The sequence below is a fragment of the Burkholderia sp. CCA53 genome (genome assembly GCF_001685525.1).
In the GTDB taxonomy this organism is placed as follows: domain Bacteria; phylum Pseudomonadota; class Gammaproteobacteria; order Burkholderiales; family Burkholderiaceae; genus Burkholderia; species Burkholderia multivorans.
Window position 1 is genome coordinate 99,634 of the sequence record NZ_BDDJ01000002.1, and the last position, 26,094, is coordinate 125,727.

22 protein-coding genes are annotated in these 26,094 nt (G+C 68.5%); 6 read left to right on the forward strand and 16 right to left on the reverse strand.

Going from position 1 to position 26,094, the window contains the following annotated elements:
* The 5 genes from BCR55_RS17015 to BCR55_RS33085 all read right to left on the reverse strand — a co-directional run bounded on the left by BCR55_RS17015 (position 1) and on the right by BCR55_RS33085 (position 2,801).
* Positions 1-249, reverse strand: coding sequence for an acyl carrier protein (locus BCR55_RS17015; protein WP_006402449.1), 249 nt, complete (start codon positions 247-249; stop codon positions 1-3).
* Entirely contained in the window at positions 246-551 is a 306-nt protein-coding gene (locus tag BCR55_RS17020) for a phosphopantetheine-binding protein (RefSeq protein ID WP_065495089.1), read from the reverse strand. Before BCR55_RS17020 ends, BCR55_RS17015 begins: the two co-directional genes overlap by 4 nt.
* The gene (locus tag BCR55_RS17025; protein ID WP_065495091.1) at positions 526-1,320 is read right to left on the reverse strand and encodes a 1-acyl-sn-glycerol-3-phosphate acyltransferase; all 795 of its coding nucleotides are present in this window, start codon (positions 1,318-1,320) and stop codon (positions 526-528) included. Before BCR55_RS17025 ends, BCR55_RS17020 begins: the two co-directional genes overlap by 26 nt.
* Entirely contained in the window at positions 1,304-1,996 is a 693-nt protein-coding gene (locus tag BCR55_RS17030) for a beta-ketoacyl synthase chain length factor (RefSeq protein WP_065495093.1), read from the reverse strand. Before BCR55_RS17030 ends, BCR55_RS17025 begins: the two co-directional genes overlap by 17 nt.
* Positions 1,997-2,249: 253 nt before the next feature.
* The gene (locus BCR55_RS33085; protein ID WP_175403829.1) at positions 2,250-2,801 is read right to left on the reverse strand and encodes a hypothetical protein; all 552 of its coding nucleotides are present in this window, start codon (positions 2,799-2,801) and stop codon (positions 2,250-2,252) included.
* Positions 2,802-2,891: 90 nt separating this feature from the next.
* Between BCR55_RS33085 and BCR55_RS17035 the strand changes: the two genes are divergently transcribed.
* Positions 2,892-3,479: a YigZ family protein gene (locus BCR55_RS17035; RefSeq protein WP_065495095.1), complete on the forward strand. Its 588-nt coding sequence runs from the start codon at positions 2,892-2,894 to the stop codon at positions 3,477-3,479.
* An 86-nt stretch (positions 3,480-3,565) separates the two neighbouring features.
* Here the strand turns inward: BCR55_RS17035 and ppk2 are convergent, their stop codons facing one another.
* Positions 3,566-4,510, reverse strand: coding sequence for a polyphosphate kinase 2 (ppk2, locus tag BCR55_RS17040; RefSeq protein WP_006402457.1), 945 nt, complete (start codon positions 4,508-4,510; stop codon positions 3,566-3,568).
* A 220-nt stretch (positions 4,511-4,730) separates the two neighbouring features.
* Positions 4,731-6,452, reverse strand: coding sequence for a gamma-glutamyltransferase (ggt, locus tag BCR55_RS17045; RefSeq protein WP_065495097.1), 1,722 nt, complete (start codon positions 6,450-6,452; stop codon positions 4,731-4,733).
* Positions 6,453-6,784: 332 nt separating this feature from the next.
* On the opposite strand from ggt, the gene BCR55_RS17050 reads away from it, so the two are divergent.
* The 3 genes from BCR55_RS17050 to BCR55_RS17060 all read left to right on the forward strand — a co-directional run bounded on the left by BCR55_RS17050 (position 6,785) and on the right by BCR55_RS17060 (position 13,324).
* On the forward strand, positions 6,785-7,309 hold the full coding sequence (locus BCR55_RS17050) for a metal-dependent hydrolase (RefSeq protein ID WP_006403751.1): 525 nt from the start codon (positions 6,785-6,787) through the stop codon (positions 7,307-7,309).
* 163 nt (positions 7,310-7,472) lie between these two features.
* Positions 7,473-11,915, forward strand: a complete 4,443-nt coding sequence (locus BCR55_RS17055; RefSeq protein WP_065495100.1) for a DEAD/DEAH box helicase — start codon at positions 7,473-7,475, stop codon at positions 11,913-11,915.
* Positions 11,916-12,049: 134 nt separating this feature from the next.
* Positions 12,050-13,324, forward strand: a complete 1,275-nt coding sequence (locus BCR55_RS17060) for an APC family permease (protein ID WP_006403754.1) — start codon at positions 12,050-12,052, stop codon at positions 13,322-13,324.
* 106 nt (positions 13,325-13,430) lie between these two features.
* On the opposite strand, the gene pcaQ is transcribed toward BCR55_RS17060, so the two are convergent.
* Entirely contained in the window at positions 13,431-14,408 is a 978-nt protein-coding gene (gene pcaQ / locus BCR55_RS17065) for a pca operon transcription factor PcaQ (RefSeq protein WP_006399889.1), read from the reverse strand.
* 287 nt (positions 14,409-14,695) lie between these two features.
* Between pcaQ and pcaH the strand changes: the two genes are divergently transcribed.
* Together pcaH and pcaG are read left to right on the forward strand one after the other, a co-directional pair.
* Positions 14,696-15,403 carry a protocatechuate 3,4-dioxygenase subunit beta gene (pcaH, locus tag BCR55_RS17070; RefSeq protein ID WP_006399888.1) on the forward strand — a complete coding sequence of 236 codons (708 nt, stop codon included), beginning with the start codon at positions 14,696-14,698 and terminating at the stop codon, positions 15,401-15,403.
* A gap of 3 nt (positions 15,404-15,406) precedes the next feature.
* Positions 15,407-16,000 carry a protocatechuate 3,4-dioxygenase subunit alpha gene (pcaG, locus tag BCR55_RS17075; RefSeq protein WP_006403756.1) on the forward strand — a complete coding sequence of 198 codons (594 nt, stop codon included), beginning with the start codon at positions 15,407-15,409 and terminating at the stop codon, positions 15,998-16,000.
* 439 nt (positions 16,001-16,439) lie between these two features.
* On the opposite strand, the gene BCR55_RS17080 is transcribed toward pcaG, so the two are convergent.
* From BCR55_RS17080 to BCR55_RS17115, 8 genes are all read right to left on the reverse strand, one after another.
* Positions 16,440-17,267 carry a M55 family metallopeptidase gene (locus BCR55_RS17080; protein ID WP_006403758.1) on the reverse strand — a complete coding sequence of 276 codons (828 nt, stop codon included), beginning with the start codon at positions 17,265-17,267 and terminating at the stop codon, positions 16,440-16,442.
* Positions 17,264-18,337, reverse strand: coding sequence for a P1 family peptidase (locus BCR55_RS17085; protein ID WP_006411556.1), 1,074 nt, complete (start codon positions 18,335-18,337; stop codon positions 17,264-17,266). The genes BCR55_RS17080 and BCR55_RS17085 overlap by 4 nt, the downstream gene beginning before the upstream one ends.
* The gene (gene gsiD / locus BCR55_RS17090) at positions 18,337-19,230 is read right to left on the reverse strand and encodes a glutathione ABC transporter permease GsiD (protein WP_006403760.1); all 894 of its coding nucleotides are present in this window, start codon (positions 19,228-19,230) and stop codon (positions 18,337-18,339) included. Before gsiD ends, BCR55_RS17085 begins: the two co-directional genes overlap by 1 nt.
* A 7-nt stretch (positions 19,231-19,237) precedes the next feature.
* Positions 19,238-20,158, reverse strand: a complete 921-nt coding sequence (gsiC, locus tag BCR55_RS17095; RefSeq protein WP_006403762.1) for a glutathione ABC transporter permease GsiC — start codon at positions 20,156-20,158, stop codon at positions 19,238-19,240.
* A gap of 76 nt (positions 20,159-20,234) precedes the next feature.
* The gene (gene gsiB / locus BCR55_RS17100; protein WP_006411550.1) at positions 20,235-21,797 is read right to left on the reverse strand and encodes a glutathione ABC transporter substrate-binding protein GsiB; all 1,563 of its coding nucleotides are present in this window, start codon (positions 21,795-21,797) and stop codon (positions 20,235-20,237) included.
* 107 nt (positions 21,798-21,904) lie between these two features.
* The gene (locus tag BCR55_RS17105) at positions 21,905-23,848 is read right to left on the reverse strand and encodes a dipeptide ABC transporter ATP-binding protein (RefSeq protein ID WP_065496632.1); all 1,944 of its coding nucleotides are present in this window, start codon (positions 23,846-23,848) and stop codon (positions 21,905-21,907) included.
* Positions 23,849-23,873: 25 nt separating this feature from the next.
* A complete protein-coding gene (locus BCR55_RS17110; RefSeq protein ID WP_053298644.1) occupies positions 23,874-24,863 on the reverse strand; it encodes an isoaspartyl peptidase/L-asparaginase family protein in 990 nt (329 codons plus the stop codon).
* Positions 24,860-25,804 carry a MurR/RpiR family transcriptional regulator gene (locus BCR55_RS17115; protein ID WP_006403766.1) on the reverse strand — a complete coding sequence of 315 codons (945 nt, stop codon included), beginning with the start codon at positions 25,802-25,804 and terminating at the stop codon, positions 24,860-24,862. Before BCR55_RS17115 ends, BCR55_RS17110 begins: the two co-directional genes overlap by 4 nt.
* Positions 25,805-26,094: the final 290 nt, after the last annotated feature.

Here is a 26,094-nt window from a genome sequence, read left to right on the forward strand (position 1 = left end):
TCACGCGCGCGCGAGCAACGCGTGAACCGCGGCGATGACGTCGCCGACGGTCCGCACGGACTTGAACTCTTCGGGCTTGATCCGCTTGCCCGTCATTTCCTGAAGCTTGATGGCCAGATCGACCGCGTCGATGCTGTCCAGGTCGAGCTCTTCGAACAGGTGCGTGTCCGGCTTCACCTGCTCCGGCTCGATCCCGAAATTCTCATGAAAGATCGCGCGGATGCGCTCCAGGATTTCTGCGTCCGTCACGATTGACTCCCCTTTTCCAGCACGGCTTCGTGCGATGCCTGATGAGACTGCTGTTCGGCGATGAATGCCGCCAGCGTATTGACCGATCTGAAGTGCGCTTTCGTGCGCTCGTCGTTCGCCGCGATCGGCAGGTGAAACTTCTTGCGCAGCATGATGCCGACTTCGAGCGCATCCACCGAATCCAGCCCGATGCCGTCGGTCGAGAACAGCGGCGCGTCGTCGTCGATGTCGTCGACCGTCATGTCGCTCAGATCGAGCATGTCGATCAGAAGCTGCTTAATTTGCAGTTTTAAAGTATCCATGCTGAAACAGGCTTTGAGTAATGTGCACTTCCACTTCGCGCGCGATGCTGCGAGCGGCTATCGACGGCGGCGTCGCGTTCGACGCCAGCCGGTTCAGATCCATCGGCTCGAGTACATTGACGCTCATGCGAAACGCACGAGACGGCACGTGATACCAGCGCAACGTTTTGGTGAATACCGGCGGATCGCAATCGATCAATACCGGCAGAATCCGGCTGCGCGACTGCAGGGCCATATGCGCGAAGCCGCGCGAGAACGCATGCAGGCGATTGCCGCCCGGGCTGCGCGTGCCTTCCGGAAAGATGATCATCGTGTAGCCGGCCGCCAGCTGACGCGCGCCGGCTTCGACGAGATCGGCCGCATCGGCATTGCTCACGTATTCGGCGGCGCGCACGATGCCCCAGAAGCACGGGTTGCCCCAATGGCCGCGCTTGACGACGCAGCACGCCTTCGGCGTCAGCGACAGCAGCACCATCACGTCGAGCCAGGTCGGGTGATTGGCGACAACGATTGCGGGGCCGCCGCGCGCAAGACGCTCGACGCCGGTCAGCTCGACCTTCATCACGCCGATACGCTGCAGCAGCGCGACCAGCGCGCGAAAGAAATAATGGATGGCGAGCGTCACGCCGCGCTGGCGCGAGCGGCGATGCGGCCATAGCGCCGCGGCGACGATCGCGAGCAACGAGAACCCGAATCCGCACAGCGCGAAAAAAGCGAGACTCGCGCCGGTCGCGAACAGACGCCAGCCGTAGTCAAGCCGCGCGATCATGCCAACTCCATCGCCAGGCCGCGCGTTCGCCGCGCCACGACGCCGTCGTGCGCGCCGACAGACAACGCAGCACCGCGGCGCTTTGCGTGTCGGCGTCGTCGGCAGCCCGTGCGTCGGCGGCGACGTCCGCGGTCATTTCGCAGCTCAGATGCCCGTCCGGCTCGCCGGCGCCGACCAGAATCGCGAGTCCGACGCTTTGCGCGTCGTCGTCGACATCGCCGTAAACGGCATCGGCCGGCTCGTGTGCGTAGACGAGCAGCACCGGCGAGGCCGGCGACGTTTCGTATTGGGAATAGGCTTCGAGCAGCGCGTAGCCGAGCGTTTCATGCCCGGCCGCAATCGCGGTCGCGGCCGAGCGGTCGCGTCGCGCGATGCCGAACACGCCGGTCACGGCGTTGAGGACCGAAAGACTGAAGGCCGTCGGCGACACCGGTTCCGCGGCGCCGATGTCGGCCAGAATGCCGGTGGTGCGCGCCAGCTCACCGTGGCGCGATGCGAACACCATGCGCAGCGGATTTTCGGATCCGGCGCAGTCGTAGGCTGCCTGAAGCGCGAGACGCGATAGCCTGCTCAAGCGGCGTCGCACCATCGGATCGAGCGCTTCGACGCCCGGTACCCCTGCGGTCGAAATCGACGTCCATCTGGCGATTGGCATGGTCCAATGCAAATCGGCCATTGTTGTTCTCGTTGGGATCGTTGCTCTTCAGTGTTGTTATATCGCGCCACCGCATATCGGCCGGTTGCGCTCCACTTTCCATGAAATTTGCCCGTCGCGCATTGATCGCCGGACTCGCATCGTCGATTTGTCGCGCTTCCGATGGTCTCTCGGAAAAGCTCCAATCCGCGTCTATACGAAGCCGGCGCCCGGATTATCAGTCGCTGCGACTGGATAGGCTGCAATTCGGTGCGGCGGAACTGTAACAGGGCTGTTACAAAAGATCAACGCTGTAACACAACACTCTTTCGATATTTAACGGTTGACAACATATCGAAAAGTGCTCGCTTCGTCGGCGATCGAGCAAAGCCTTGTTTCGTTCGGTTTGGCGATGCCGGGCGCAAATGCGCTGGTCAATGCGAATCACCGCGGAATGCCAGTCTGTCCTTCGATCACAATCAGTTATTCGCTCGCGACCGGATACAGGCCTGCGCTGCGACAGTAAATCCGTGCCAATCGATCGCATGCCCGATCCGTCAGGGCTGCCGCCAAAGCGCTGCATCGGCCGTGGCCCTCGCGGCTTCGCGCGAAGCTGCACTGGCGGCGTATGCCCTTTGCCGTTCGAGTCGTCTTCCGGAATCGTCTCGATTCGAGCAAGTACGCGCACGCTGATGTCATGCGCGGCCGCAAGCCGTGAAGTCTCGGCATCCAGCAGTTCGTTCGCGTCTTCCCGGCGGGACGCCGGCATGCCTCGATACGCACCACGGTAGAATTTCGTTTTCTCGCAGCTCCGACCCATCCAGGTACCGCGAAGCAAAATCGCCATCTTGCTTGCACGCCGATCAACATCGAACGATCGATCGCGGCGGCAGTACCTCAGCCTCTGGATTCCTCTCGCATTTCATCAGCCCGGACCATGCCCTACTCGCTCGCCGCCGCCACCACCCGGGAACTCGAAATCCGCAAAAGCCGCTTCATCGCACACGCGATCCCCGTCGAAGACCGCGAGGCCGCCATGCGGGCGCTGCAGCAGCTGCGCGACGCGCATCCGACGGCCACGCACGTCTGCTGGGCGCTGCTCGCGGGCGGCCAGTCGGGGATGTCGGACGACGGCGAACCGTCGGGCACCGCGGGCAGGCCGATCCTTGAAGTGCTGCGCCATCACGACCTCGACGGCGTACTCGGCGCAGTGGTGCGCTACTACGGCGGCGTAAAACTCGGTGCGGGCGGCCTCGTGCGCGCCTACACGGACGCGATCGCGTCGGCGCTGCTCGATGCGGAACGCATCGCACGGATTCGCCACACGCGGCTCACGGTCGCAATCGGTTATCCCGACGAAGCGCGCGTGCGCCGCTGGATCGAACAGGCGGGGTACGAACTGGCAGACAGTGCGTACGGCATGACCGTCAGGCTCGTGATCACGCTGCCCGAGACCGCCGAAGCGGCCGCGAAGACAGCGCTGTTCGATCTGACGCAAGGCCGCGCGGGCTTTCCTGCCGCTTGATGCGGCATACGTCGCGCCGCCCGCGCATGGCGGTCGGCCGACGCCTCGCGCCCGCGCCGGTCGCCCGCGCCGCTCCACCGCGCCGCTCAATAGATTTCCGGCACGATCATGTGGTCCGGCACCGGCCGGCGAATGTAGTCCTCGTGATGTTCGCGCTGCGGCAATTCGATCGTCGGCCGCGGCACTTCGTGGTACGGCACCTGGCTCAGCAGATGATGGATGCAGTTGAGCCGCGCGCGCTTCTTGTCGACGGCCTGCACGACCCACCACGGCGCCTCGGGAATATGCGTACGCTGCAGCATCTCCTCCTTCGCGGCCGTGTAGGCCTCCCAGCGACGGCGGCTCTCGAGATCCATCGGGCTCAGCTTCCACTGCTTCAGCGGATCCTCGATCCGGCTCTGGAAACGCAGTTCCTGCTCGCTGTCGGTGATCGAGAACCAGTACTTGACGATCTGGATGCCGCTGCGCACGAGCATCTTCTCGAACTCGGGCACCGACCGGAAGAACTCCTCGTATTCGTCGTCGGTACAAAAATTCATCACGCGTTCGACGCCCGCGCGGTTGTACCAGCTGCGGTCGAACAGCACGATCTCGCCGCCGGCCGGCAGATGCGCGACGTAGCGCTGGAAATACCATTGCGTCCGTTCGCGGTTGTTCGGGGCGGGCAGCGCGGCCACGCGGCAGACGCGCGGATTGAGCCGCTGCGTGATGCGCTTGATCACGCCACCCTTGCCGGCCGCATCGCGGCCCTCGAAGATCACGACGAGACGATGCCCGGTGCTCACGACCCAGTCCTGCAGCTTCACGAGCTCGCCCTGCAGGCGGAACAGTTCGCGGAAATACTGCTTGCGTGCCTCGCGGCGCTCCTGCGAGAACAGCAGCTCGTCGCCGTCGTCGAAGCGGCGATCGTCGAGCTCCATCTCCAGCTCTTCGTCGTAGGCGTCGACGAGATCCTCCTCGAAACGGCGCCGGCGCGCGTCGAGCGATTGCGTGTCGGAGCGGTCGTCGGTTTCGGTGCGGTTGTCGTTCATCGGGCCTCCTTCGATCGGGTCGCAGCCAAACTCCCGCATTATCCCAGCGTCGCGCGTCAAATTGATGAAAAACGGCTTCGTGCCGGTGCCGGCAAGGCGCGCGCGACACGCACGGCAGCGCGCCGCATGCGCCGGCCCACAACGGAAAACGCCGGGCGCGAACCCGGCGTCTCGATCGCCCGCGCGGCCGCCGAACGGCACGGCCGCGCGACGGCGTGCGTTACCGGATGATGCGCGTCACGCCGCGTCCGCGCGGATCGGCCACCGCTTCCGGCGTCTTTCCGTCGACCTTGATCACCTGGATATCGCCGCTGAAGTCCTGTCCCTTCAGCGTATAGCCGCGCGCCTCGAGCTGCTTCGCGAGCTCACCCTCGATCGGGTGGTACGGCTCCCAGAAGATCGTGTTCGGCGGCAGCAGCTGGTGATGGAAGCGCATCGCGCCGACGGCCTCCTTCAACGGCATCTTGAAGTCGTAGATGTTGTTGATCACCTGGAAGATCGACGTGAAGATCCGCGAGCCGCCCGGCGTGCCGATCACGAGCGACACCTTGCCGTCCTTCGTCAGGATCGTCGGCGACATCGACGACAGCGGACGCTTCTTCGGCTCGATCGCGTTCGCGTCGCTGCCGACCACGCCGAACATGTTCGCGACGCCCGGCTTCGCGGAGAAGTCGTCCATCTCGTCGTTGAGCACGATGCCCGTGCCGTCGGCAATCACGCCCGACCCGAAATAGCCGTTGATCGTGTACGTGTTCGAGACCGCGTTACCCCACTTGTCGACGACGGAGAAGTGCGTCGTCTCGGCCTTCTCCGGCATCGTCGTGCCGAGGCCCGGCTGCACGCTCTTCGTATCGGACGGCTCCTTCGGGTTGACTTCGGCAGCGCGCTTCGCGATATAGGCGTCGTCGGTCAGCTGCGCGACCGGCACCTTGTAGAAGTCCGGGTCGCCGAGATACTGCGCGCGATCGGCGAACACGCGCTTCTCGATTTCGGCGACGAGATGGATGTATTGCGGCGAATTCAGCGTCACGCCCTCGAAATCCTGCTTCAGATCGGCCTTCATCTTCAGCAGCTGCACGAGGCCGATCCCGCCCGAGCTCGGCGGCGGCGCGGTGATCACGTCGTAGCCGTTCCACTTGGCCTGCACGGGCTCGCGCCACACCGCGCGGTATTGCGCGAGATCCTCGGTCGTGATCAGGCCGTTGCCGTCGCCGCTCTTCATCGATGCGGCGATCAGTTCGGCCGTCTTGCCCTTGTAAAAGCCTTCCGCACCCTGGTTCGCGATGCGCGTCAGCACGGCGGCGAGATCGGGCTGCTTGAAGTTCGCACCGGCCTTCAGCCCCGAGAAGTACTTGTCGAAGTTCGTCTTGCCGCCGAACTCCTTCGATGCATCGACGCCGCGCTGCGCGAGCTGCTCGTCGACGATGAAGCCGTCGCGCGCATAGTGGATCGCCGGCGCGAGCACCTGCTTCCACTTCAGCTTGCCGAAGCGCTTCTGCGCCTCCCACATGCCCGCGACCGTGCCCGGCACGCCGGCCGCGCGCGGGCCGTAGAGGCTCATGCCCTCGATGACCTTGCCGTCCTTGTCGAGATACATGTCCTTGGTCGCGGCGAGCGGCGCGCGCTCGCGGTAGTCGATGAAGTAAGGCTTGCCGTCCTTGTAGATCGTCATGAAGCCGCCGCCGCCGATATTGCCGGCTTCCGGATACGTGACGGCGAGCGTGAACGCGATCGCGACGGCCGCGTCGATCGCATTGCCGCCTTCCTTGAAGATCCGCTCCGCGGCATCCGCGCTGTACTTGTCGGCCACCGCGACCGCGGAACCCGTCAGGACCGCCGGCTGCGGCCCTTTCGCATAGACGGGCGCGTTCGGCAGGAAACCGATGCCGGCCGCCGTCGCGAGCACGACAGCGGATGATTTGAAGCGATTCAGCGTAGTCATTGCATGTCCCCCATATGGATCTCCTTCAGGCTGGAAAAGCACCCGATCCGTTTATAGCCGCTGGCGCGCCGGCGGCCATATGCCGGTTTCGTAGTATAGGGGGACAAAAAGGGTCGAACACGCGCCGCACCGCGAATCGTCATGGGCGTGTGTGCGGCGGGCCGCTCTGCGATGAACGGCACGCGCCGTTCCCTCCTCGCGCCGAAACGAAAAAATCTGCAACCGATCGCCCGCTGCGTGCACGCATCTGAGAAGATAGCGCCCCGCTTTTCCGGGCGCGGCGCCGCCGTTCCCGTTCGTTCAGGCTTCTTCGTCTTTCGTTTCAGTTTCATATGGCATCGCACAACGCGCATCATGCGTCCGGCTTCGCGGCGGGCGTCGCGGCCGCCGCCCTCGTGGCGCAAACGGGCGCCACCGGGCCGTGGCATACCTCGCTCGTCGCCGCATTCATCGCCGGCGTCGCGGGCGGCACGGCGCCCGACTGGCTCGAACTCGCGTGGTGGAGCCGCAAGCGGCGGCTGTGGATCGCGCATCGCACCGTCACGCACTGGGGCATCGGCTGGCTCGCGCTGCTCGCGCTCGGCTGGCACGGACTCACGCATCATCCGCATCCGCTTTGGGCCGCGCCGCTGTTCGGCTTCGCGTGCGGCGGCCTGATGCATCTGCTCGCCGACTGGCCGAACCCGCTCGGCGTGCCATGGATCTGGCGGCGCCATTCGCTGAATCTCTGGAACAGCGGCCACTGCGATCTGATCGTCGTCGCGGCCGCGTGGGGCGGCACGCTCTGGCTCGTGCAGTCGGCGTGGACGCGCGCGCCGCTGCTGCAGCACTGGCTCGGCTGGCTGCATCGCGTGTAGCGCATGGCGGCGACGCGCGCTCGCACGTTGAAAGTCGCGCGGCGTCCCCCATCTGTGACGACGGATCCCCGTTCCGTCACGCACGGCACGCGCGCGCGACGTCTGGCACACTGGCGATGCGCGCACGGCCGCGCCCGCGCTCGCACCCCAATTCACCGAACCGATGGACGTCACCGCTACCCGCCCCGCCACGCGCGCGCTGGATGTGTTTCATCCGGCCGTCGCCGCATGGTTTCGCCGCACGTTCGCCGCACCGACCGGCGCGCAGGCGCTCGCGTGGCCGCACATCAAGGCCGGCCGCTCGACGCTCGTCGCCGCGCCGACCGGTTCCGGCAAGACGCTGACCGCGTTTCTGTGTGCGCTCGACGAACTCGTGCGCGACGCGCTCGCGCACGACGGCGCGCTGCCTGACGCGACGCTCGTCGTCTACGTATCGCCGCTGAAGGCGCTGTCCAACGACATCCACGTGAATCTCGATGCGCCGCTTGCCGGCATCGCCGAATCGCTCGCCCAGCTCGGCCTGCCCGTGCCGACGATCCGCACCGCGGTACGCACCGGCGATACGACGCAGGCCGAGCGCAGCGCGCTGCGCAAGCGCGCGCCGCACATCCTCGTGACGACGCCCGAATCGCTGTACGTGCTGCTGTCGTCGACCTCGGGCCGGCAGATGCTGTCGACCGTTCGATCGGTGATCGTCGACGAAATCCACGCGCTCGCGTCGTCGAAGCGCGGCAGTCATCTCGCGCTGTCGCTCGAACGGCTCGACGCGCTGGTCGGCCGCGCGCTGCCGCGCATCGGGCTGTCGGCCACGCAAAAGCCGATCGATGCGGTCGCGCGCTTTCTCGTCGGCGGCCCGGCCGACGCGCCGCGCGAATGCGCGATCGTCGATACGGGCCACACGCGCGAACGCGATCTCGCGCTCGAACTGCCGAACGTGCCGCTCGAACCGGTGATGGCGAACGACGTGTGGGAACAGCTGTACGACCGCATCGCGGCACTCGCCGCCGCGCATCGCACGACGCTCGTGTTCGTCAACACGCGGCGCACGGCCGAGCGGATGGCGCGCCATCTCGCCGAGCGGCTCGGCAAGGACGCGATCGCCGCACATCACGGCAGTCTCGCGAAGGAGCATCGCTTCGATGCGGAGCAGCGGCTCAAGCGCGGCGAACTGAAGCTGCTCGTCGCGACCGCATCGCTCGAACTCGGCATCGACATCGGCGATGTCGATCTCGTCTGCCAGGTCGGTTCGCCGCGCGGGATCGCGCCGTTCCTGCAGCGCGTCGGCCGCTCGGGGCACCACGTCGGCGGCGTGCCGAAGGGCCGGCTGTTTCCGCTGTCGCGCGACGAGCTCGTCGAATGCGCGGCGCTGCTCGACTGCGTGCGCCGCGGCGAACTCGACACGCTGCGGATTCCGGAAGCGCCGCTCGACGTGCTCGCGCAGCAGATCGTCGCCGAAGTCGCGTGCGCGGAATGGCGCGAGGACGCGCTGTACGCGAGCTTCACGCGCGCCGCGCCGTATGCGCGCCTGTCGCGCGAGCGCTTCGACGACGTGATGAAGATGCTCGCGGAAGGCTTCACGAGCCGCCGCGGCGTGCGCGGCGCGTATCTGCACCGCGACGTCGTCGGCGGCACCGTGCGCGGCCGGCGCAACGCGATGATGACGGCGACGACCTCCGGCGGCACGATTCCCGACATGGCCGACTACGCGGTGCTGCTCGAGCCGCAAGGCATCCAGGTCGGCACGGTCAACGAGGACTTCGCGGTCGAAAGTCTCGCCGGCGACGTGTTCCAGCTCGGCAACCAGTCGTACCGGATCATTCGCGTCGAAACGGGGCGCGTGCGCGTCGAGGATGCACAAGGCCAGTCGCCGAACATTCCGTTCTGGCTCGGCGAAGCGCCGGGACGCAGCGACGAGCTGTCGGCGGCCGTCGGCCGGCTGCGCGCGCAGCTCGACGCGCTGTTTGCCGAAGGCGATCGCCGGACGCAGGCGCGCGCCGCATCGCGCAAGCGCGCCGGCGCCGATGCCGATACGGGCGCCGGCCCCGCAACCGGCGTCGCGCTCGCAGACAGCCGCCTTGCGCCGGCGCTGCGCTGGCTCGTCGACGAGCTGCGGCTGTCCGACGAAGCGGCCCGGCAGATCGTCGACTATCTCGCGCGCGCCCGCGCGGCGCTCGGCGCGCTGCCGACGCAAGACACGCTCGTGATGGAGCGCTTCTTCGACGAATCGGGCGGCACGCAGCTCGTGATCCACTCGCCGTTCGGCAGCCGCATCAACCGCGCGTGGGGGCTCGCGCTGCGCAAGCGCTTCTGCCGCAGTTTCAACTTCGAACTGCAGGCGGCGGCGACCGACGATGCGATCATCCTGTCGCTGTCGCTCGCGCACAGCTTCGCGCTCGAGGACGTATGGCGCTACCTGCGCTCGACGAGCGCCGAGCACGTGCTGATCCAGGCGCTGCTCGACGCGCCGCTGTTCGGTGTGCGCTGGCGCTGGAACGCGACGACGTCGCTCGCGCTGCCGCGCTTCACGGGCGGCCGGCGCACGGCACCGCAACTGCAGCGGATGAAAAGCGACGATCTGCTCGCGACCGTGTTTCCCGATCAGGCCGCGTGCCTCGAGAACGTCGTCGGCGAACGCGAGATTCCGCATCACCCGCTCGTCGATCAGACGCTCGACGACTGCCTGCACGACGCGATGGACGCCGACGGCTGGCTGGCGCTACTGCGCCGGATCGAAAGCGGCGCGGTCGAACTGATCGCGCGCGACCTGCCCGCGCCGTCGCCGCTCGCCGCCGAGATCCTCAACGCGAAGCCGTACGCGTATCTCGACGATGCGCCGATCGAGGAGCGCCGCACGCAGGCGGTGCTGTCGCGCCGCTGGAGCGATCCGGAATCGGCCGACGATCTCGGCGCGCTCGACGCCGATGCGATCGCCGCGGTGCGCGACGAAGCGTGGCCGCTCGTGCGCGATGCGGACGAAATGCACGATGCGCTGCTGACGCTCGCGTGCATCACCGAAGACGAAGCGAACGCACACGAAGGCTGGCCTGCGTGGCTCGCCCAACTTGCGGGCAGCCGCCGCGCGACGAAGCTCGTCACGCCGGATGGCGCCGCGCTGTGGGTGCCGGTCGAACGGCTCGTCTGCTTGCGCGCGGTGCACGCGGACGCGCGCGTGGCGCCGGTGCTGAAGGTGCCGGCCGCATGCGCGCAGCCCTGGGAAGCCGACGCCGCATGCGTCGAGCTGATCCGCGCGCGGCTGACCGGTTTCGGCCCGCTGCCGCTCGACGCGATCGCGCGACCGCTCGGCCTGCCGCCGGCCGCCGCCGCGGCGGCGCTCGCCGCCCTCGAACGCGAAGGCTACGTGATGCGCGGCCGCTTCACGCCGGGCACGACCGTCGACGAATGGTGCGAACGCCATCTGCTCGCGCGCATTCATCGCTATACGGTGAAGCGGCTGCGCCGCGAAATCGAGCCGGTCGAGCGCGCGGACTTCATGCGCTTCCTGTTCCACTGGCAGCATCTGACACCCGACACACGCGGCACAGGCCGCGACGCGCTCGCGGCCGTCGTCGAGCAGCTCGAAGGCTACGAGGCCGCCGCCGGCGCATGGGAAGACGCGCTGCTGCCGGCGCGGCTCAGCGACTACACGGCGGGCGGACTCGACGAGCTGTGCCGCTCCGGCAAGCTGGTCTGGACGCGGATCGGCGCGCCCGCGCGCGCGGCCGGCACGCCCGTGAAGACCACGCCGATCGTGCTGCTGCCGCGCCGTCATCTGGCGGCGTGGCATGCGCTGCGCGATCCCGACGCGCAGCCGACGCTGTCGGCGCGCGCCGCACAGGTGCGCGATGCGCTCGCCGCGCACGGCGCGATGTTCTTCGACGCGCTGCTCGACGAGCTGCACATGCTGCCGGTCGAACTCGAACAGGCGCTCGGCGAACTCGTCTCGGCCGGCCTTGCGAACGCGGACAGCTTCGCGGGGCTGCGCGCGCTGCTGAAGCCGGCCGTCAAGCGCAGCGCGACCTATGCGCCGCGCACGCGGCGCGGCGGCGCACTGATCGGCGGCATGGACGACGCGGGCCGCTGGGCGCTCGTACAGCGCCCGGCCGAGCGTGCGCAAACGGATGCACCGAAGCGCCACGCGCCCGCGACCGATCCCGCCGCGCTCGAACACGTCGTGTGGACATTGCTGCGCCGCTACGGCGTCGTCTTCTGGCGGCTGCTCGAGCGCGAAGCCGACTGGCTGCCGAGCTGGCGCGAGCTCGTGCGCGTGCTGCAGCGCCTCGAAGCGCGCGGCGAAATCCGCGGCGGCCGCTTCGTCGCGGGCCTCGCGGGCGAGCAATTCGCGTTGCCCGAAGCGATCCCGATCCTGCGCGAAATGCGGCGGCAGCCGGGCGACGGGCAGACCGTCTGCGTGACCGGCGTCGATCCGCTCAACCTCGTCGGCACGCTGCTGCCCGGCGACAAGGTGCCGGCGCTCGCCGGCAATCGCGTGCTGTTTCGCGACGGCGTGCCGATCGCGTCACTCGTGTCCGGCGCATTCCGCTATGCGCCCGACCTGACGGCCGCCGAGCGCGAGGACGCGCGCATCCGGCTCGCACGCCGCTACTGACGTCCGCTGACATCGCGAGCGTCGCCGACTACTGATCGCCGCGCCGCGGCGCCGCTGCCGTTCGGGTAGCATCGGACGATTATTCGCCGCGCGGCACGCCGCGCGTACGACAAGCCGTCCGGAGACAGTCACCCATGCGCTCGCACGCCGATTCGCCCGCCGCTCGTCACGGCGGTTCGCTGACGATTTTCCAGGGCGCCGCGCTGTATATCGGCGCGGTGCTCGGCACCGGCGTGATTGCGTTGCCCGCGCTGGCCGCCGACGTCGCGGGCCCCGCGTCGCTGCTTGCGTGGGCCGCGCTCGTCGTGCTGTCGGCGCCGCTCGCGGCGACGTTCGCGGCGCTCGGCGCCCGCTACCCGGACGCGGGCGGCGTATCGACGTATGCGCGACGCGCGTTCGGGCCGAAGGCGGCGGCCGTCGTCGGCTGGTGCTTCTATTTCGCGGTGCCGGCCGGTGCGCCGGCGGCGGCGATGTTCGGCGGCGCGTACGTCGCGGCCGTGACCGGCGGCGGACAGACGACCGTCATCGCGACCGCGGCCGCGCTGATCGCGATCGTGTCGGCCGCGAACGCGTTCGGCGTGACGGTGTCGGGCCGCATGCAACTCGTGCTGTCGGCGCTGCTCGTGACGCTGCTGCTCGCCGCCGTGCTCGCGTCCGCGCCGCATGCGCGCACGACGAACCTGCATCCGTTCGCGCCGCACGGCTGGCTCGCGGTCGGACAGGCGGCCGCGCTGCTCGTCTGGAGCTTCGCCGGATGGGAAGCCATCACGCATCTGGCGGCCGAATTTCGACGCCCCGCGCACGACATGCCGCGCTCGGCCGGCATTGCGGTCGTGGTCGTCGGCCTGCTCTATCTGTCCGTGGCGGCGGCGAGCGTGATGGTGCTCGGGCCGTCGGCCGGCGCGTCGGGCGCCCCGCTCGCCGAACTGATCGCCGGCGGTATCGGCGGCCATGCGCAGGTGCTGGCGACGGCCGCGGCGCTGCTGCTCACGCTCGGCACGATGAACGCCTATTTCGCCGGCGCGGCGAAACTCGGCGCGGCGCTCGGCCGCGACGGCGCGCTGCCAGGCTGGCTCGCGCAAGGCAGTCAGGTCGGCGGCGTGCCGCGCCGCAGCCTCGCTGCGATCGCGCTGCTCGCGGCGGTCGCGCTCGCCGCGACGACGCTCGCGGGGGTCGGGCCGACGCCGCTCGTGCTCGTCACGTCGGGCTGCTTCGTGATGGTGTACGGGCTCGGCGCGGCGGCCGCGCTGAAACTGCTGCCGCGCGGCAGCGTCGCATATCGCTGCGCGTGGATTTCGCTGATCGCGGTCGCCGGGCTGTTCGTGACGACGGGATGGTATGTCGTATGCCCGCTGCTGCTTGCCGGCGGCGCGCTGCTCTATCTGCGGATGACGGTGCGGCGCGGGTGATGCGATGCGACGTGCGCTCGCAGCTGCGGGTGGCGGCTTGCGGCTTGCGGCTTGCGGCTCGCGACGACGCGCACGCGCTCAACCTCGACTGCGGCGCCCTCGCACGTCAGCCGCCGCGACGCGCCGGTTTGCGCGCCGCGCGGCGCGGCCGCGCGTCGCCGAAGCGCGCACGCGCAATATCGCGCACCGCATCGATCAGCGTGCGCGCGACGGGCGTCGGCTGCGCGTCGGTCCGCAGCACCAGTCCGACCGGCTCGTCGGTGCCGGCGGCCGGCAGCGGCAGACGCGCGAGCGCGCCGGCCGACAGATCGTACTCGGCCGCATACAGCGGCACGAACCACACCGCATCGTTCTCGAGCGCGAGCGCACGCGCAACCGACACCGACAGCACCTCGATGAACGCATCGAGCGGCGGCGCCCCGCACGCGCCGAGCAGCTGCTCGGCCGACTGGCGGATCAGCGTACCGTACGGCGGCAGCACGACCGGATAGCGCGCGAGCTCGGCGGCCGGCGCGGCGCTCGCGAGCAGCGGATGGCCGGCGCGCACGACGGCGACGAGCGGCTCGTTGTACAGCTGCTCGAACGCAAGCCCGACCATGCGCTCGGGCTCCGACAAGCGCCCGATCGCGCATTCGATCGCGCCGGCCTTCAGCCGTTCGAGCAGTTCCGTATTGGCCGCCGTCGCGATCCGCACGACGACGCGCGGCCAGCGTGCGGCCAGCGCCTTCATCAGTGCGGGCGCGAGCGACGCGGCGACGGTCGGCAGCATGCCGATCTCGAGCGTCGCGGCAGCCGCGCCGCCCTCGCGCGCGAGCAAGCCGACGCCCTGCCGCAATGCGAGCACGCACGCGTTCGCATGCGGCATGAAGAGTTGCGCTTCGCGCGTCGGCTGCGCGCCGTGGCGGCCGCGCTCGAACAGCTTCACGCCGAGAATGCCCTCCAGCTCGGCGATCGTCTTCGATACGGCCGGCTGCGTGATCGACAGGCTTTCCGCGGCCTTCTGCACGCCGCCCAGCTGCGCGACCGCGAGAAAGCACTGCAGATGCCGGAACTTGACGCGGCCGTCCGCGATTCGATTATTCATAACAGATCGTTATGCGATGGGCGATAAAGTGCCATTTTGCATAACTTTTCGGTAAAACCGAAGCGAGCCGAGCTCCGGGCTCGACAGCGCGGCGGAAAGAGCTCGCCGACGACGTGTCTCACGGCCCGCCCGACGCCCGCGGGCACGCGGCACGACGCGAATCGGCACGCTCGGCCGATGCATAACCGTCCGTTATGCGATCCGCGAAAAAAGGTCATTTTGCATAACTTTCCGGATTGGCTAAAGTCCTGCCATCCACTTGTCGAAACATCTTCAGGAGACGCCCGATGGATGCCCCCACGATCCTCACGCCGCGCGACTGGCCGTCGCATCCCGCGTATGTCCATCCCGAGTACCGCTCGTCGGTCAAACGCGGCCCGACGCGGCCGCTGATCCCGCTGAAGGAAAAGCTGCGCGACCAGTACGCGCCCGTCTACGGCGCCGAGGATCTCGGCCCGCTCGATCACGATCTGACGAAAAACGCCGTGAAGAACGGCGAGCCGCTCGGCGAGCGAATCGTCGTCACGGGCCGCGTGCTCGACGAAGGCGGCAAGCCGGTGCGCAACACGCTCGTCGAAGTGTGGCAGGCGAACGCGGCCGGCCGCTACGTGCACAAGGTCGATCAGCACGACGCGCCGCTCGATCCGAACTTCCTCGGCGCCGGCCGCTGCCTGACCGACGACGAAGGCCGCTACCGCTTCCTGACGATCAAGCCCGGCGCATACCCGTGGGGCAACCATCCGAACGCGTGGCGCCCGAATCACATCCACTTCTCGCTGTTCGGCGACTATTTCGGCTCGCGTCTCGTCACGCAGATGTACTTCCCCGGCGATCCGCTGCTCGCATACGACCCGATCTTCCAGGGCACGCCGGAAGCCGCGCGCGAGCGGCTGATCTCGCGTTTTTCGATGGACATTACCGAAGAAGGCTATGCGCTCGGCTACGAATTCGACATCGTGCTGCGCGGCCGCGACGCCACCCCGATGGAGCGCTGAACCATGACGACGCTGAAGCAAACCCCTTCGCAAACGGTCGGCCCGTACTTCGCCTACGGCCTGTGTCCGCAGCAGTACGACTACGATCTGAAGAGCCTGTTTACGCCGACGCTCGCCGCGCCGCACGCCGAAGGCGAGCACGTGCTGCTGGTCGGCCAGGTGTTCGACGGCGACGGCAACGTCGTCAGCGACGCGATCCTCGAGTTCACGCAGGTGGACGGCGCGGGCCGCTATCCGGCATCGCGCGACGACATCGCGAAGTCCGGCTTCACGGGCTTCGCACGCGTCGGCACCGGCACCGATCCGCAGCATCGCTATGTCGTCGAGACGGTCAAGCCCGGCCGCATCGGCGCGGACGACGCACCGCACGTGAACGTGACCGTCATGATGCGCGGGATCCTCACGCACGCGTTCACACGCCTGTATTTCGACGACGAAGCGGCGGCGAACGCGAACGACCCGGTGCTGAACGCGGTGCCGGCCGAGCGCCGTGCGACGCTGGTCGCGAAGCGCGACGCACAGCCGGGCCGGCCGGTCGTCTATCGCTTCGACATCCGGATGCAGGGCCCGGACGAAACGGTGTTCTTCGACGTGTAACGCGCGCGCCGGCCGACGCCGGCTCGCGTGTCACGACGCCGCGTGTCGCGATGCCGAATCCGGCGTCGCGGCACGCGGCGTGATCGTTTGCGCGATGAATCGATGCTGCGTTGCGCAAGCGCCGCGGGCGGCGGCGGGAACGGCGCCCGGACGGGCCGCCGTGCGCGCGCGACGCCGCGCACACGACGCGCATGCTGCGCGCGCACATGCGTCATCGGCACGACGGGTTTTCGCTTGCGTGATCCGCATCCTATTCTGTCTTATCGACCGCAACCCGACGTCATTGAATCGTATTAGGAAACAATGAACGAGTGACCCGCAGACCAGGCGGCCCGGCGCATGCCGCCCGGCGTCTGTGCCGACCGAGTGCCTTTGAGCGCGGCTGCAGAATCCGGCAGACGCGCGTTTTTTTGTCCGCTGCCGCCGCGGCGGCGCCGCCTCAGCGCAGCATGAACGACATCGCCGACAAGCTGTTCAGCGTGCGCACCACGTGCTCGACCGACGGCCCGTCGAAACGCAGCGTCACCGCATCGACGCGCTCGAGCGACGGCAGCACGCAGAACAGATCGGCGATCGCGGGCGTCTGTACACGCAGCGTGCAGTGCGCCGGCACCGGCCGATGCGCGCCGGCGCGCAATCCGCTCGACACCGCGCGCGCGACCGTTTCACGCGCCGCGATCGCAATTCGCGCGCATGCGGCGGCCGGCGTCAGCGTGTCGCCGCTCGATGCACCGCCGGCCGTCTTCACGGTCTCGAAACGCGCATCGGGAAACAGCGGCTGCGTTTCTTCGGCGAACACGTCGTCGCCGGACGCGAGCACGACGTGCGCGCCGTATTCGCGCGCGAGCGCGCCATAGAGCCCCGCCTCGCCGAGCTCGACGCCGTTCAGCCAGACCTGCGTAAAGGCGAAGGTGTTGATCGTGTGCGCGAGCACGCCGCGCGTCTGCGACTTCGCGTGATAGCCGATCATGAACACGAGGTCCGGCTGCCGTTCTAGGCCCGCCATCATCCCGAGCGTGCGCGGCTTGCCGAGCACGACGCGCGCGCGTGCGTCGAGCGCGTCCGGCAGCAGGTTGCGAAAACCGCCATGCGAGTCGTTGACCCACACGGACTGCGCGCCGCCCGCGAACGCGCCTTCGATCGCCGCATTCGCTTCGGCGGTCATCCAGCGCCGCGCCCGTTCGTACTCGGGATTGCCGGCACGCGTCTGCTCGACGGCAAACACGCCGGCGACGCCTTCGATATCGGTCGAGATCAGGATCTTCATCGTTGAATGGTGGTCGGTCCTTCGTTGAGCAGGCGGTCGAGGTCGGGCACCGCGTCGCGCAGCGCGCGCCGCACGTGCCCGTCGCGGCCGACGACCGTGACAGCCTGCAGCAACGCGTCGGCGATCGCGTGCTCGACGCTGTCGGCCGCGGCCATGAACAGCGGGTCGAGTGCGGCATCGGCGACGAGCGCCGGCAGCGCGACGTAATCGGCATCGTGCGCGATCGTATAGGCGGTCGAGAACCCGAGCGCGATGTCGCCGCTGCCGTGCCCGTACACCGAGCCGGTGCGCGCGAGCCCGGCCGCCGCACGGCGCGCGAGCCGCGACAGTTGCCGTGCGTCGAGCGGCGCATCGGTCGCGACGAGCATGATGATCGAGCCCTGCTCCGGCGGCGCGACCGGCTCGCCCGCCGCCTGCCGCGCGGCGACGATGCGTCCGACCGGCACGCCGCCGAGCGTCAGCATCGGCAGCCGGCCGAAATTCGCGAGCACGAGCGCGCCGACCGTATAGGGCCGCTCGGCCGCGATCGCGACGCGCGATGCGGAGCCGATGCCGCCCTTCAGATCGAAGCACGACATCCCGCGCCCCGCGCCGACCGCGCCGCGCGCGACCTCGCGCGACGCGGCCGCGCAGGCGGCGTCGTAATGCGCGGGCGCGATCGCGAACGCGTGAAGGTCGTTCAGATAACCGTCGTTGCACTCGAACACGAGCGGGTTCACGGTCGGCCAGTCGCGGCCGACCTGCGGATTCGCGGCGACGGCCGCACGGATCTGCGCCTGCGCGACCGTGCCGACGCCGAACGTGTTCGTCAGCGCGATCGGCGTGTCGAGCGTGCCGAGCTCGTCGACCTGCACGAGCCCGACGCTCTTGCCGAAGCCGTTGATCACGGCCGCGCCGGCCGGCACCTTGCTGCGGTACAGATCGCCCGCGTGCGGCTTGACGACCGTGACGCCCGTCTGCACCGCGCCGTCGTCGAGCGTGCAATGGCCGACCGTCACGCCCGGCACGTCGGCGATCGAGTCGCGCGGGCCGGCGGGCAACGCGCCGTTCCACCTCGGCACGGTGCGCATCAGCGACGCTCCAGTTTCGGGTCGAGCGCGTCGCGCAGGCCGTCGCCGAGCAGATTGAACGCGAGCACGGTCAGGAAGATCGCGAGGCTCGGAAAAATCGCGACGTGCGGCGCGGCGACCATGTCCGCACGCGCTTCGTTCAGCATCGCGCCCCACTCGGGCGTCGGCGGCTGCGCGCCGAGCCCGAGGAACGACAGGCTCGCGGCCGTGATGATCGAGGTGCCGATGCGCATCGTGAAGTAGACGACGACCGACGACACGGTGCCCGGCAGGATGTGCCGCATGATGATCGTCCAGTCGGACGCGCCGATGCTGCGCGCGGCCTCGACGTAGGTCATGTGCTTGAGCATCAGCGTGTTGCCGCGCACGAGCCGCGCGAACGCCGGGATGCTGAAGATCGCGACCGCGCAGATCACGTTGATCATCCCGTTGCCGAGAATCGCGACGACGCCGATCGCGAGCAGGATGCCGGGAAACGCGAACAGCACGTCGGCGATGCGCATCGTGATGCGGTCCCACCAGCCTTCGTAGTAGCCGGCGAGCAGCCCGAACAGCGTGCCGATCAGCGCGCCGAGCGCGACCGAGAAGAAGCCGGCCGCGAGCGAGATCCGCGTGCCCGCGACGATCCGGCTGAAGATGTCGCGGCCGAGCGAATCGACGCCGAACCAGTGCACGGCCGACGGGCCCGCGTTCAGCGCGTCGTAGTCGAAGTAGTTCTCCGGATCGAACGGCACGACGTGCGGGCCGACGAACGCGAGCACGACGAGCATCAGCACGAATCCGCCGGCGACGAGCGCGACCGTCTGCTTGCGGAACTTGCGCCAGAATTCGCGCCACGGCGTGCGCACCGCGGTCTCGGCGGGCGCGGCCGGGCTCGGAACGGTTGCGTTCATGCGCACCTCACTTGAACCGGATGGTCGGATTGATGACCGCGTAGAGCACGTCGACGGTCAGGTTGATCAGGATGAATTCGAGCGAGAACAGCAGCACGATCGCCTGGATCACGGGGTAATCGCGCATCGTCACCGAATCGACGAGCAGCCGGCCGAGCCCCGGCCAGTTGAACACCGCCTCGACGACGATCGATCCGCCGAGCAGGAAGCCGAACTGCAGCCCCATCATCGTGACGACCGGAATCATCGCGTTGCGCAGGCAGTGCTTGAGCACGACCTTCGGCTCGTGCACGCCCTTCGCGCGCGCGGTGCGCACGAAGTCCTCGTTCATCACCTCGACGAACGACGCGCGCGTGAAGCGCGCCATCACGGCCGCGACCGCCGCGCCGAGCGTAAGCGACGGCAGCACGTAGCTCTTCCACGTGCCGTCCGGCACGACCGGCAGCCAGCCGAGCTTCACCGAGAAGATTTCCATCAGCAGCATGCCGAGCGCGAACGCCGGAAACGAGATGCCGGACACCGCGAGCGTCATGCCGAAGCGGTCCGGCCAGCGGTTGCGCCATACGGCCGACGCGATGCCGATCGCCATCCCGAACAGCGTCGCCCACGCCATGCTGACGATCGTCAGCATCAGCGTCGGCATGAAACGCTCGCCGATTTCCGTCGATACCGGCCGCTTGCTGCGCGTCGATACGCCGAAATCGCCGTGCGCGATCTTCACGAAGAAATTCGCGAACTGCGTCGGCAGCGGCCGATCGAGGCCGAGATCGGCGCGCACGAGCGCGACCGTCGCGTCGTCGGCTTCGGGGCCGGCCGCGAGCCGCGCCGGGTCGCCCGGCAGCAGATGCACGAACAGGAACACGAGCACCGCGACGATCGCGAGCGTGGGCAGCAGGCCGAACAGCCGTTTGATGATGAAAGTCAGCATGGGGACACCGAACAGGGGCCGCTTGCCGGCGCGATGGACGCACTGCGCCGGCAAGCCGCGATGCGCGCGAGCGCGCTCAGTTCATCGAGACCTCGTCGATATTGAACGACCCGTCCGGCATCACGTAGATGCCGTGCAGCCGCTTGCTGCGCGCATAGACGATGTTCTCCTGCACGAGGAAGATCCACGGCGCGTCGGCCCAGATCCGCTTCTGCGCATCGCCGTAGAGCTCGGCCTTTTTCGCGCGATCGACGGTCTGCAGCGCCTTCGAAAGGTCGTCGTCGAGGGCCGGGTTCCGGTAGTACGCCGTATTGAACAGCTTCGGCGGCATCGATGCCGAAGCCAGCAGCGGCGTGAGCGCCCAGTTCGCTTCGCCGGTCGACGCGGACCAGCCGATATAGAACATCCGCACCGGCGCGGTGGCGGGATCCGGCGCGCTCTCGACCTTCGATACGCGCTCGCCCGATTCGAGCGCCTGCACCTGCGCCTTCACGCCGACCTGCGCGAGCTGCTGCTGCAGGAACTGGATCACCTTCTGCGACGTCGTGTTGTTGTAGCCGGACCAGAGCACCGTCTCGAAGCCGTTCGGATAGCCGGCCTCCTTCAGCAGCGCGCGCGCCTTCGCCGGATCGTACGGCCACGGGCCCGTCTTCGTCGAGAATTCGACGCCGGGCGGCACGACGCCTGTCGACGGCGTCGCGAAGCCCGAGAACGCGACCTTCACGAGCGCCTCCTTGTTGATCGCGTAGTTCAGCGCCTGGCGCACCTTCAGGTTGTCGAACGGCTTTTGCTGCATGTTCAGCGACACGTAGCGCGCGACGATCGACGGCCGCTCGACGATGTCGAGCTTCGGATTGCTCTTCAGGTCGGGCACCTGCTCGTACGGAATGCGGAACGCCATGTCGGCCTGTCCGGCCTTCATCAGCGCGGCGCGCGTGTTGTTGTCGATCACGGGTTTCCAGTCGAGCGCGTCGATCTTCGGATAGCCCTTCTTCCAGTAGCCGGCGAATTTCTTCACCTTCAGGTCGTCCGTCTGCTTCCATTCGACGAACTCGAACGGCCCGGTGCCGACCGGATGCAGCGCGACGTCGCGCCCCCACTTCTTCAGCGCGGCCGGCGAAATCATCACCGCCGACGGATGCGCGAGCGTGTTGATGATCGCGGAGAACGGCTCGCGCAGCGTAAGCTTCACCGTGTACGGATCGACGACTTCGGTCTTCTCGATCACGCGGAACAGGTTGTAGCGCTTCAGCTTGTTCGCCGGATCCGTCACGCGGTCGAAGTTCGCCTTCACGGCGTCCGCGTTGAAGTCGGTGCCGTCATGGAACTTCACGCCCTTGCGCAGATGGATCGTGTAGACCTTCGCGTCCGGCGACGCGTCGTAGCCGGTCGCGAGCACGTTGACGACCTTCATGTCCTTGTCGAAGCCGAACAAGCCCTCGTAGAACGACTTCGCAGCCGCCTGCGACACCGTATCGTTCGCGTCGTACGGATCCATCGTCGTAAACGTCTGGTCGACTGCGATCACCGCGGTCTGCTGCGCGAACGCGGGCAGCGCGGCCGTCAGCGCGAACACGCTCGCGCCGGCGGCGAGCAGCGCGCGCGGACGGAACATCGGCAACGAAAGCGACTTGTTCATAAGGGCTGGCTCCTTGTGCATGGTTCTGTGACGCGTGACGGAAGACGCGGAAGCGACTGCCCCGCGCCGGACAAACACACTGCCTCGCAGACGCGCGCGACGCGGCGTCAGTACGCGCCGCCGACGCGATGCGTCGCGACGTAATGATCGGGCCCGACGGCGACGAGCGGCGCGACGACCGGCTCGTCGCCGACCGCACGGACCGGGCTCGGAATCTCGTCCGCGGCGAGCTGGCGCGGCGCGTGCCGGCGCGCCGGATCGGCGATCGGCACCGCACTCATCAGCTTCTTCGTATACGGATGCTGCGGCGCTTCGAACACCGCGCGGCGCGGGCCGATCTCGACGATCTGGCCGAGATACATCACCGCGACGCGATGGCTGATGCGCTCGACGACGGCCATGTCGTGCGAGATGAACAGATACGCGACGCCGAGCTCGCGCTGCAGGTCGAGCATCAGATTGACGATCTGCGCCTGCACCGACACGTCGAGCGCCGACACCGACTCGTCCGCGATCACGACCTTCGGATTCAGCGCGAGCGCCCGCGCGATCGCGATCCGCTGGCGCTGGCCGCCCGAGAATTCGTGCGGATAGCGGCGTGCGGCGTCGCGCGGCAGCCCGACCTTGTCGAGCAGCCAGTCGACGCGCGCCTGCGCGTCGCGGCCGCTCGCGACGCCGTGCACGAGCAGCGGCTCCATGATCGAGAAGCCGACGGTCAGGCGCGGATTCAGCGAGGCGAACGGGTCCTGGAAGATGAACTGGATGTTGCGCCGCAGTGCCTGCAGGTCGTGCCCGGTCAACGCGCTGATGTCGCGGCCGTCGAACTCGATCGCGCCGCTCTGCGATTCGACGAGACGCAGCAGCGAACGGCCGGTCGTCGACTTGCCGCATCCCGATTCGCCGACGAGCGCGAGCGTTTCGCCCGCGCGCAGCTCGAAACTCACGCGCTCGACCGCGTGCACGTATTGCGACACGCGACCGAACAGCCCGCTCTTCACGGGAAAGCGCGTGACGAGATCGCGCACGCGCAGGATCGGCGGCGCCGCGGGATCGACGCGCGGCTGCGTGTCGGCAGGCGCGCCGGCGCGCGCGTCGCGTGGCTCGTCCGCATCGTCGTTCGCCGCGGGCGACGCCGTCGCGGATGCGGCAGCGGGCGCGGTCGCCTCCGCGTTCAGCAGCGGAAATTTCTCCGGCACGTCGGTGCCGTGCATCGACCCGAGCCGCGGCACGGCCGCGAGCAGCGCGCGCGTGTAGCGATGCGCGGGCGTCGCGAAGATGCGCTCCGACGCGCCCTCCTCGACCTTTTCGCCGCGATACATCACGAGCACGCGGTCGGCCACTTCGGCCACCACGCCCATGTCGTGCGTGATGAAGATCACGCCCATGTTCATCTCGTCCTGCAGCCCGCGAATCAATTGCAGGATCTGCGCCTGGATCGTCACGTCGAGCGCGGTCGTCGGCTCGTCGGCGATCAGCAGCGCCGGCCGGCACGACAGCGCCATCGCGATCATCACGCGCTGCCGCATCCCGCCCGAAAGCTGATGCGGGTAGCGCGCGAACACGCGGCGCGCTTCCGGAATGCGCACGAGGTCGAGCAGACGCAACGCTTCCGCGCGCGCCTGCGCAGGCGACTTCGCCTGATGCAGCGCGATCGCCTCGCTGATCTGGTCGCCGACCGTGAAGACCGGGTTCAGCGACGTCATCGGCTCCTGGAAGATCATCGCGACGTCCGCGCCGCGAATGCCGCGCATCGTCGCGGCGCTCGCCTGCACGAGATCGACGACTGCGCCGCCGCGGCGGCGCAGCGCGATCCGCCCGCTCGTGATCTCGCCGCCGCCATGCTCGACGAGCCGCATCAGCGCAAGCGACGTGACCGACTTGCCGGAACCCGATTCGCCGACGATCGCGAGCGTCTCGCCGCGATCGACGTGAAACGACACGTGGCGCACCGCATCGAAGGTCGCGCGTTCGCGGCGGAACATCACCGACAGATCGTCGACGGCGACGACGCGCTGCTCGGGCAGCATCAGACCGGACGGACTCGGTTTCATGCGGGTCTCCTCGAACGCGGCGGCATCAGCTCGCATCGTCGTCGCGATAGATGCCGACGACCGGCGCGGCGCCGACGCGCGCATGGCCGCGATACATCCCTTCGGTGTTGAACGGCATCGCGACGTTGCCGAACGCATCGACCGCGATGATGCCGCCGCGGCCCGCGAGCCGCGGCAGCTGGTTCATCACGACGTCGTGGGCGGCCTGCGCGAGCGTCGCGCCGCGATAGGCGATCTGCGCCGCCACGTCGTGCGCGGCCGCGAGCCGCATGAACATCTCGCCGGTGCCCGTCGCGGACACCGCGCAGGTCGCGTCGTCCGCGTAGCAGCCCGCGCCGATGATCGGCGAGTCGCCGACGCGTCCCGGCTGCTTGTTCGTGATGCCGCCGGTCGAGGTCGCCGCGGCGACGTGCCCCTGCAGATCGCGCGCGACCGCGCCGACCGTGCCGTGCTTGCGGTCCGGATCGAGCGGCTCCGCGCGGCGCGGCGCGCCGAACGCAAACGTCGCCGCATCGTGGTCGAGCATCATGCCGGCCGCCGCGCGTGCGTTGAGCCACTGCGCATGACGCGCGTCGGTATCGAAGTAGCCCGGCTCGACGAGTTCGAGCCCTTGCGCGGCCGCGAACGCATCGGCGCCCGCGCCGGCAAACAGCACGTGCTCGCTCGCCTCCATGACGCGCCGCGCGGCGAGCACCGGGTTGCGCACGCGCGTCGCGCAGCAGATCGCACCGGCCGCTCGCGTCGCGCCGTCCATGATCGCCGCATCGAGTTCGTGCTTGCCTTCGGCCGTATAGACCGCACCGCGGCCGGCATTGAACAGCGGACAGTCTTCGAGCATGCGCACGGCGACCGTCACCGCGTCGAGCGCACTGCCGCCCTCGGCCAGCACTGCCTGCGCGGCCTGCAGGATCGCGGTCAGCTCCGCGCGGTACTGCCGTTCGGTGTCGGTGTCCATTGCATCGCGCAGGATCGTGCCTGCGCCGCCGTGAATCGCGACGATCGCGGGTGAAGTCATGATGGGTCCGGGCGGGGAAAGGAAAGGTTCGGAGCGGGAACGGCCGCTTGCGGCTGCACGAGCCATGGCAGCACGAATTCGGTCATCTCGGCCGCGGATTTCGCGGAACGGTGCGTGCGCAGCGCGACCGCGTCGATCAGCGCTTCGATCGTCGCCAGCACGGCCGCCTCGGACGTCGCCGCGAAGCGCCGCTCGGCCTTCACGTACAGACTCAGCGAGGCGATCGGCGCGAGCGGCGATTCACGGCCGTCGGTGATCGCGAGCACGCGTGCGCCGCGCGCAGCCGCCCGCGTGGCGAGCTCGACCGTGTCCTTCACGTAGCGCGGAAACGCGAGCGCGATCACGAGGTCGCGCGCATCGGCCGTGTAGAGGCGCCGCGCCGCATGCGACGGGCCGCCGAGCAGCGCGAGCGACTGCACGTTGTCGTGACACACCGAGAGCCCGTGCTCCATCAGCCCCGCGAGAAACGCGCTCGACCCGGCGCCGAGAATCAGCACGCGCCGCGCGCCGACGATCGCCTCGACGGCGGCTTCGACGTCGGCGGCGTTCAGCTGCGCGCGCGTGTTCTCGATATTCGCGACCGCCTGATCGAACACCGTGTCGATCCAGGCGCTGCCGCGCACGCCGGGCTCCTGCTCCTGCGCGGAGCGCAGCCGTTCGACCGGCGCGAGCGTCGCCTCGAAACCGCGCACGAGCGCCGCGCGCATCGCCGGATAGCCGTCGAAGCCGAGCGCCTTCGCGAAGCGGTTCGCGGTCGCGATCGACGCGTTCACCGCGAGCGCGAGCTCGTCGATCCGCATCGTCGCCGCGCGAAACGGATTCGCGAGCACAAACTCGCCCATGCGCCGGTGGATCGGCGTCATCGACGGCATCGCGGCCGCAATGCGCTCGGCGATCGCGGGTTCGTCGGCACCGACATCGGGAGGAACGGAAAGCGTCATGAGCTGCAGGCCGCAACGAAGATGTAAATCAATTTACACAATCCGCAAGGCGGAAAAAATAAACTTTCATCAGGGTTGTCACGCGGGTGCGCGCCCTTCGCACGCGGCGCGCGCGTCATTCGGGTTTTCCCTTATTCGTCGAATACCTTACAATTCGTCAGCTCGATTTTGCTGCACGACCCTTTCTGCAGTCCCGACACCGGGGTACATTCGATGCACGCCGCATCAGGGTCCGGCGCGCGATGCGCGGCCGGGGCGGCGTCGCGCTTCGTTGCACCCGCTACTGGATG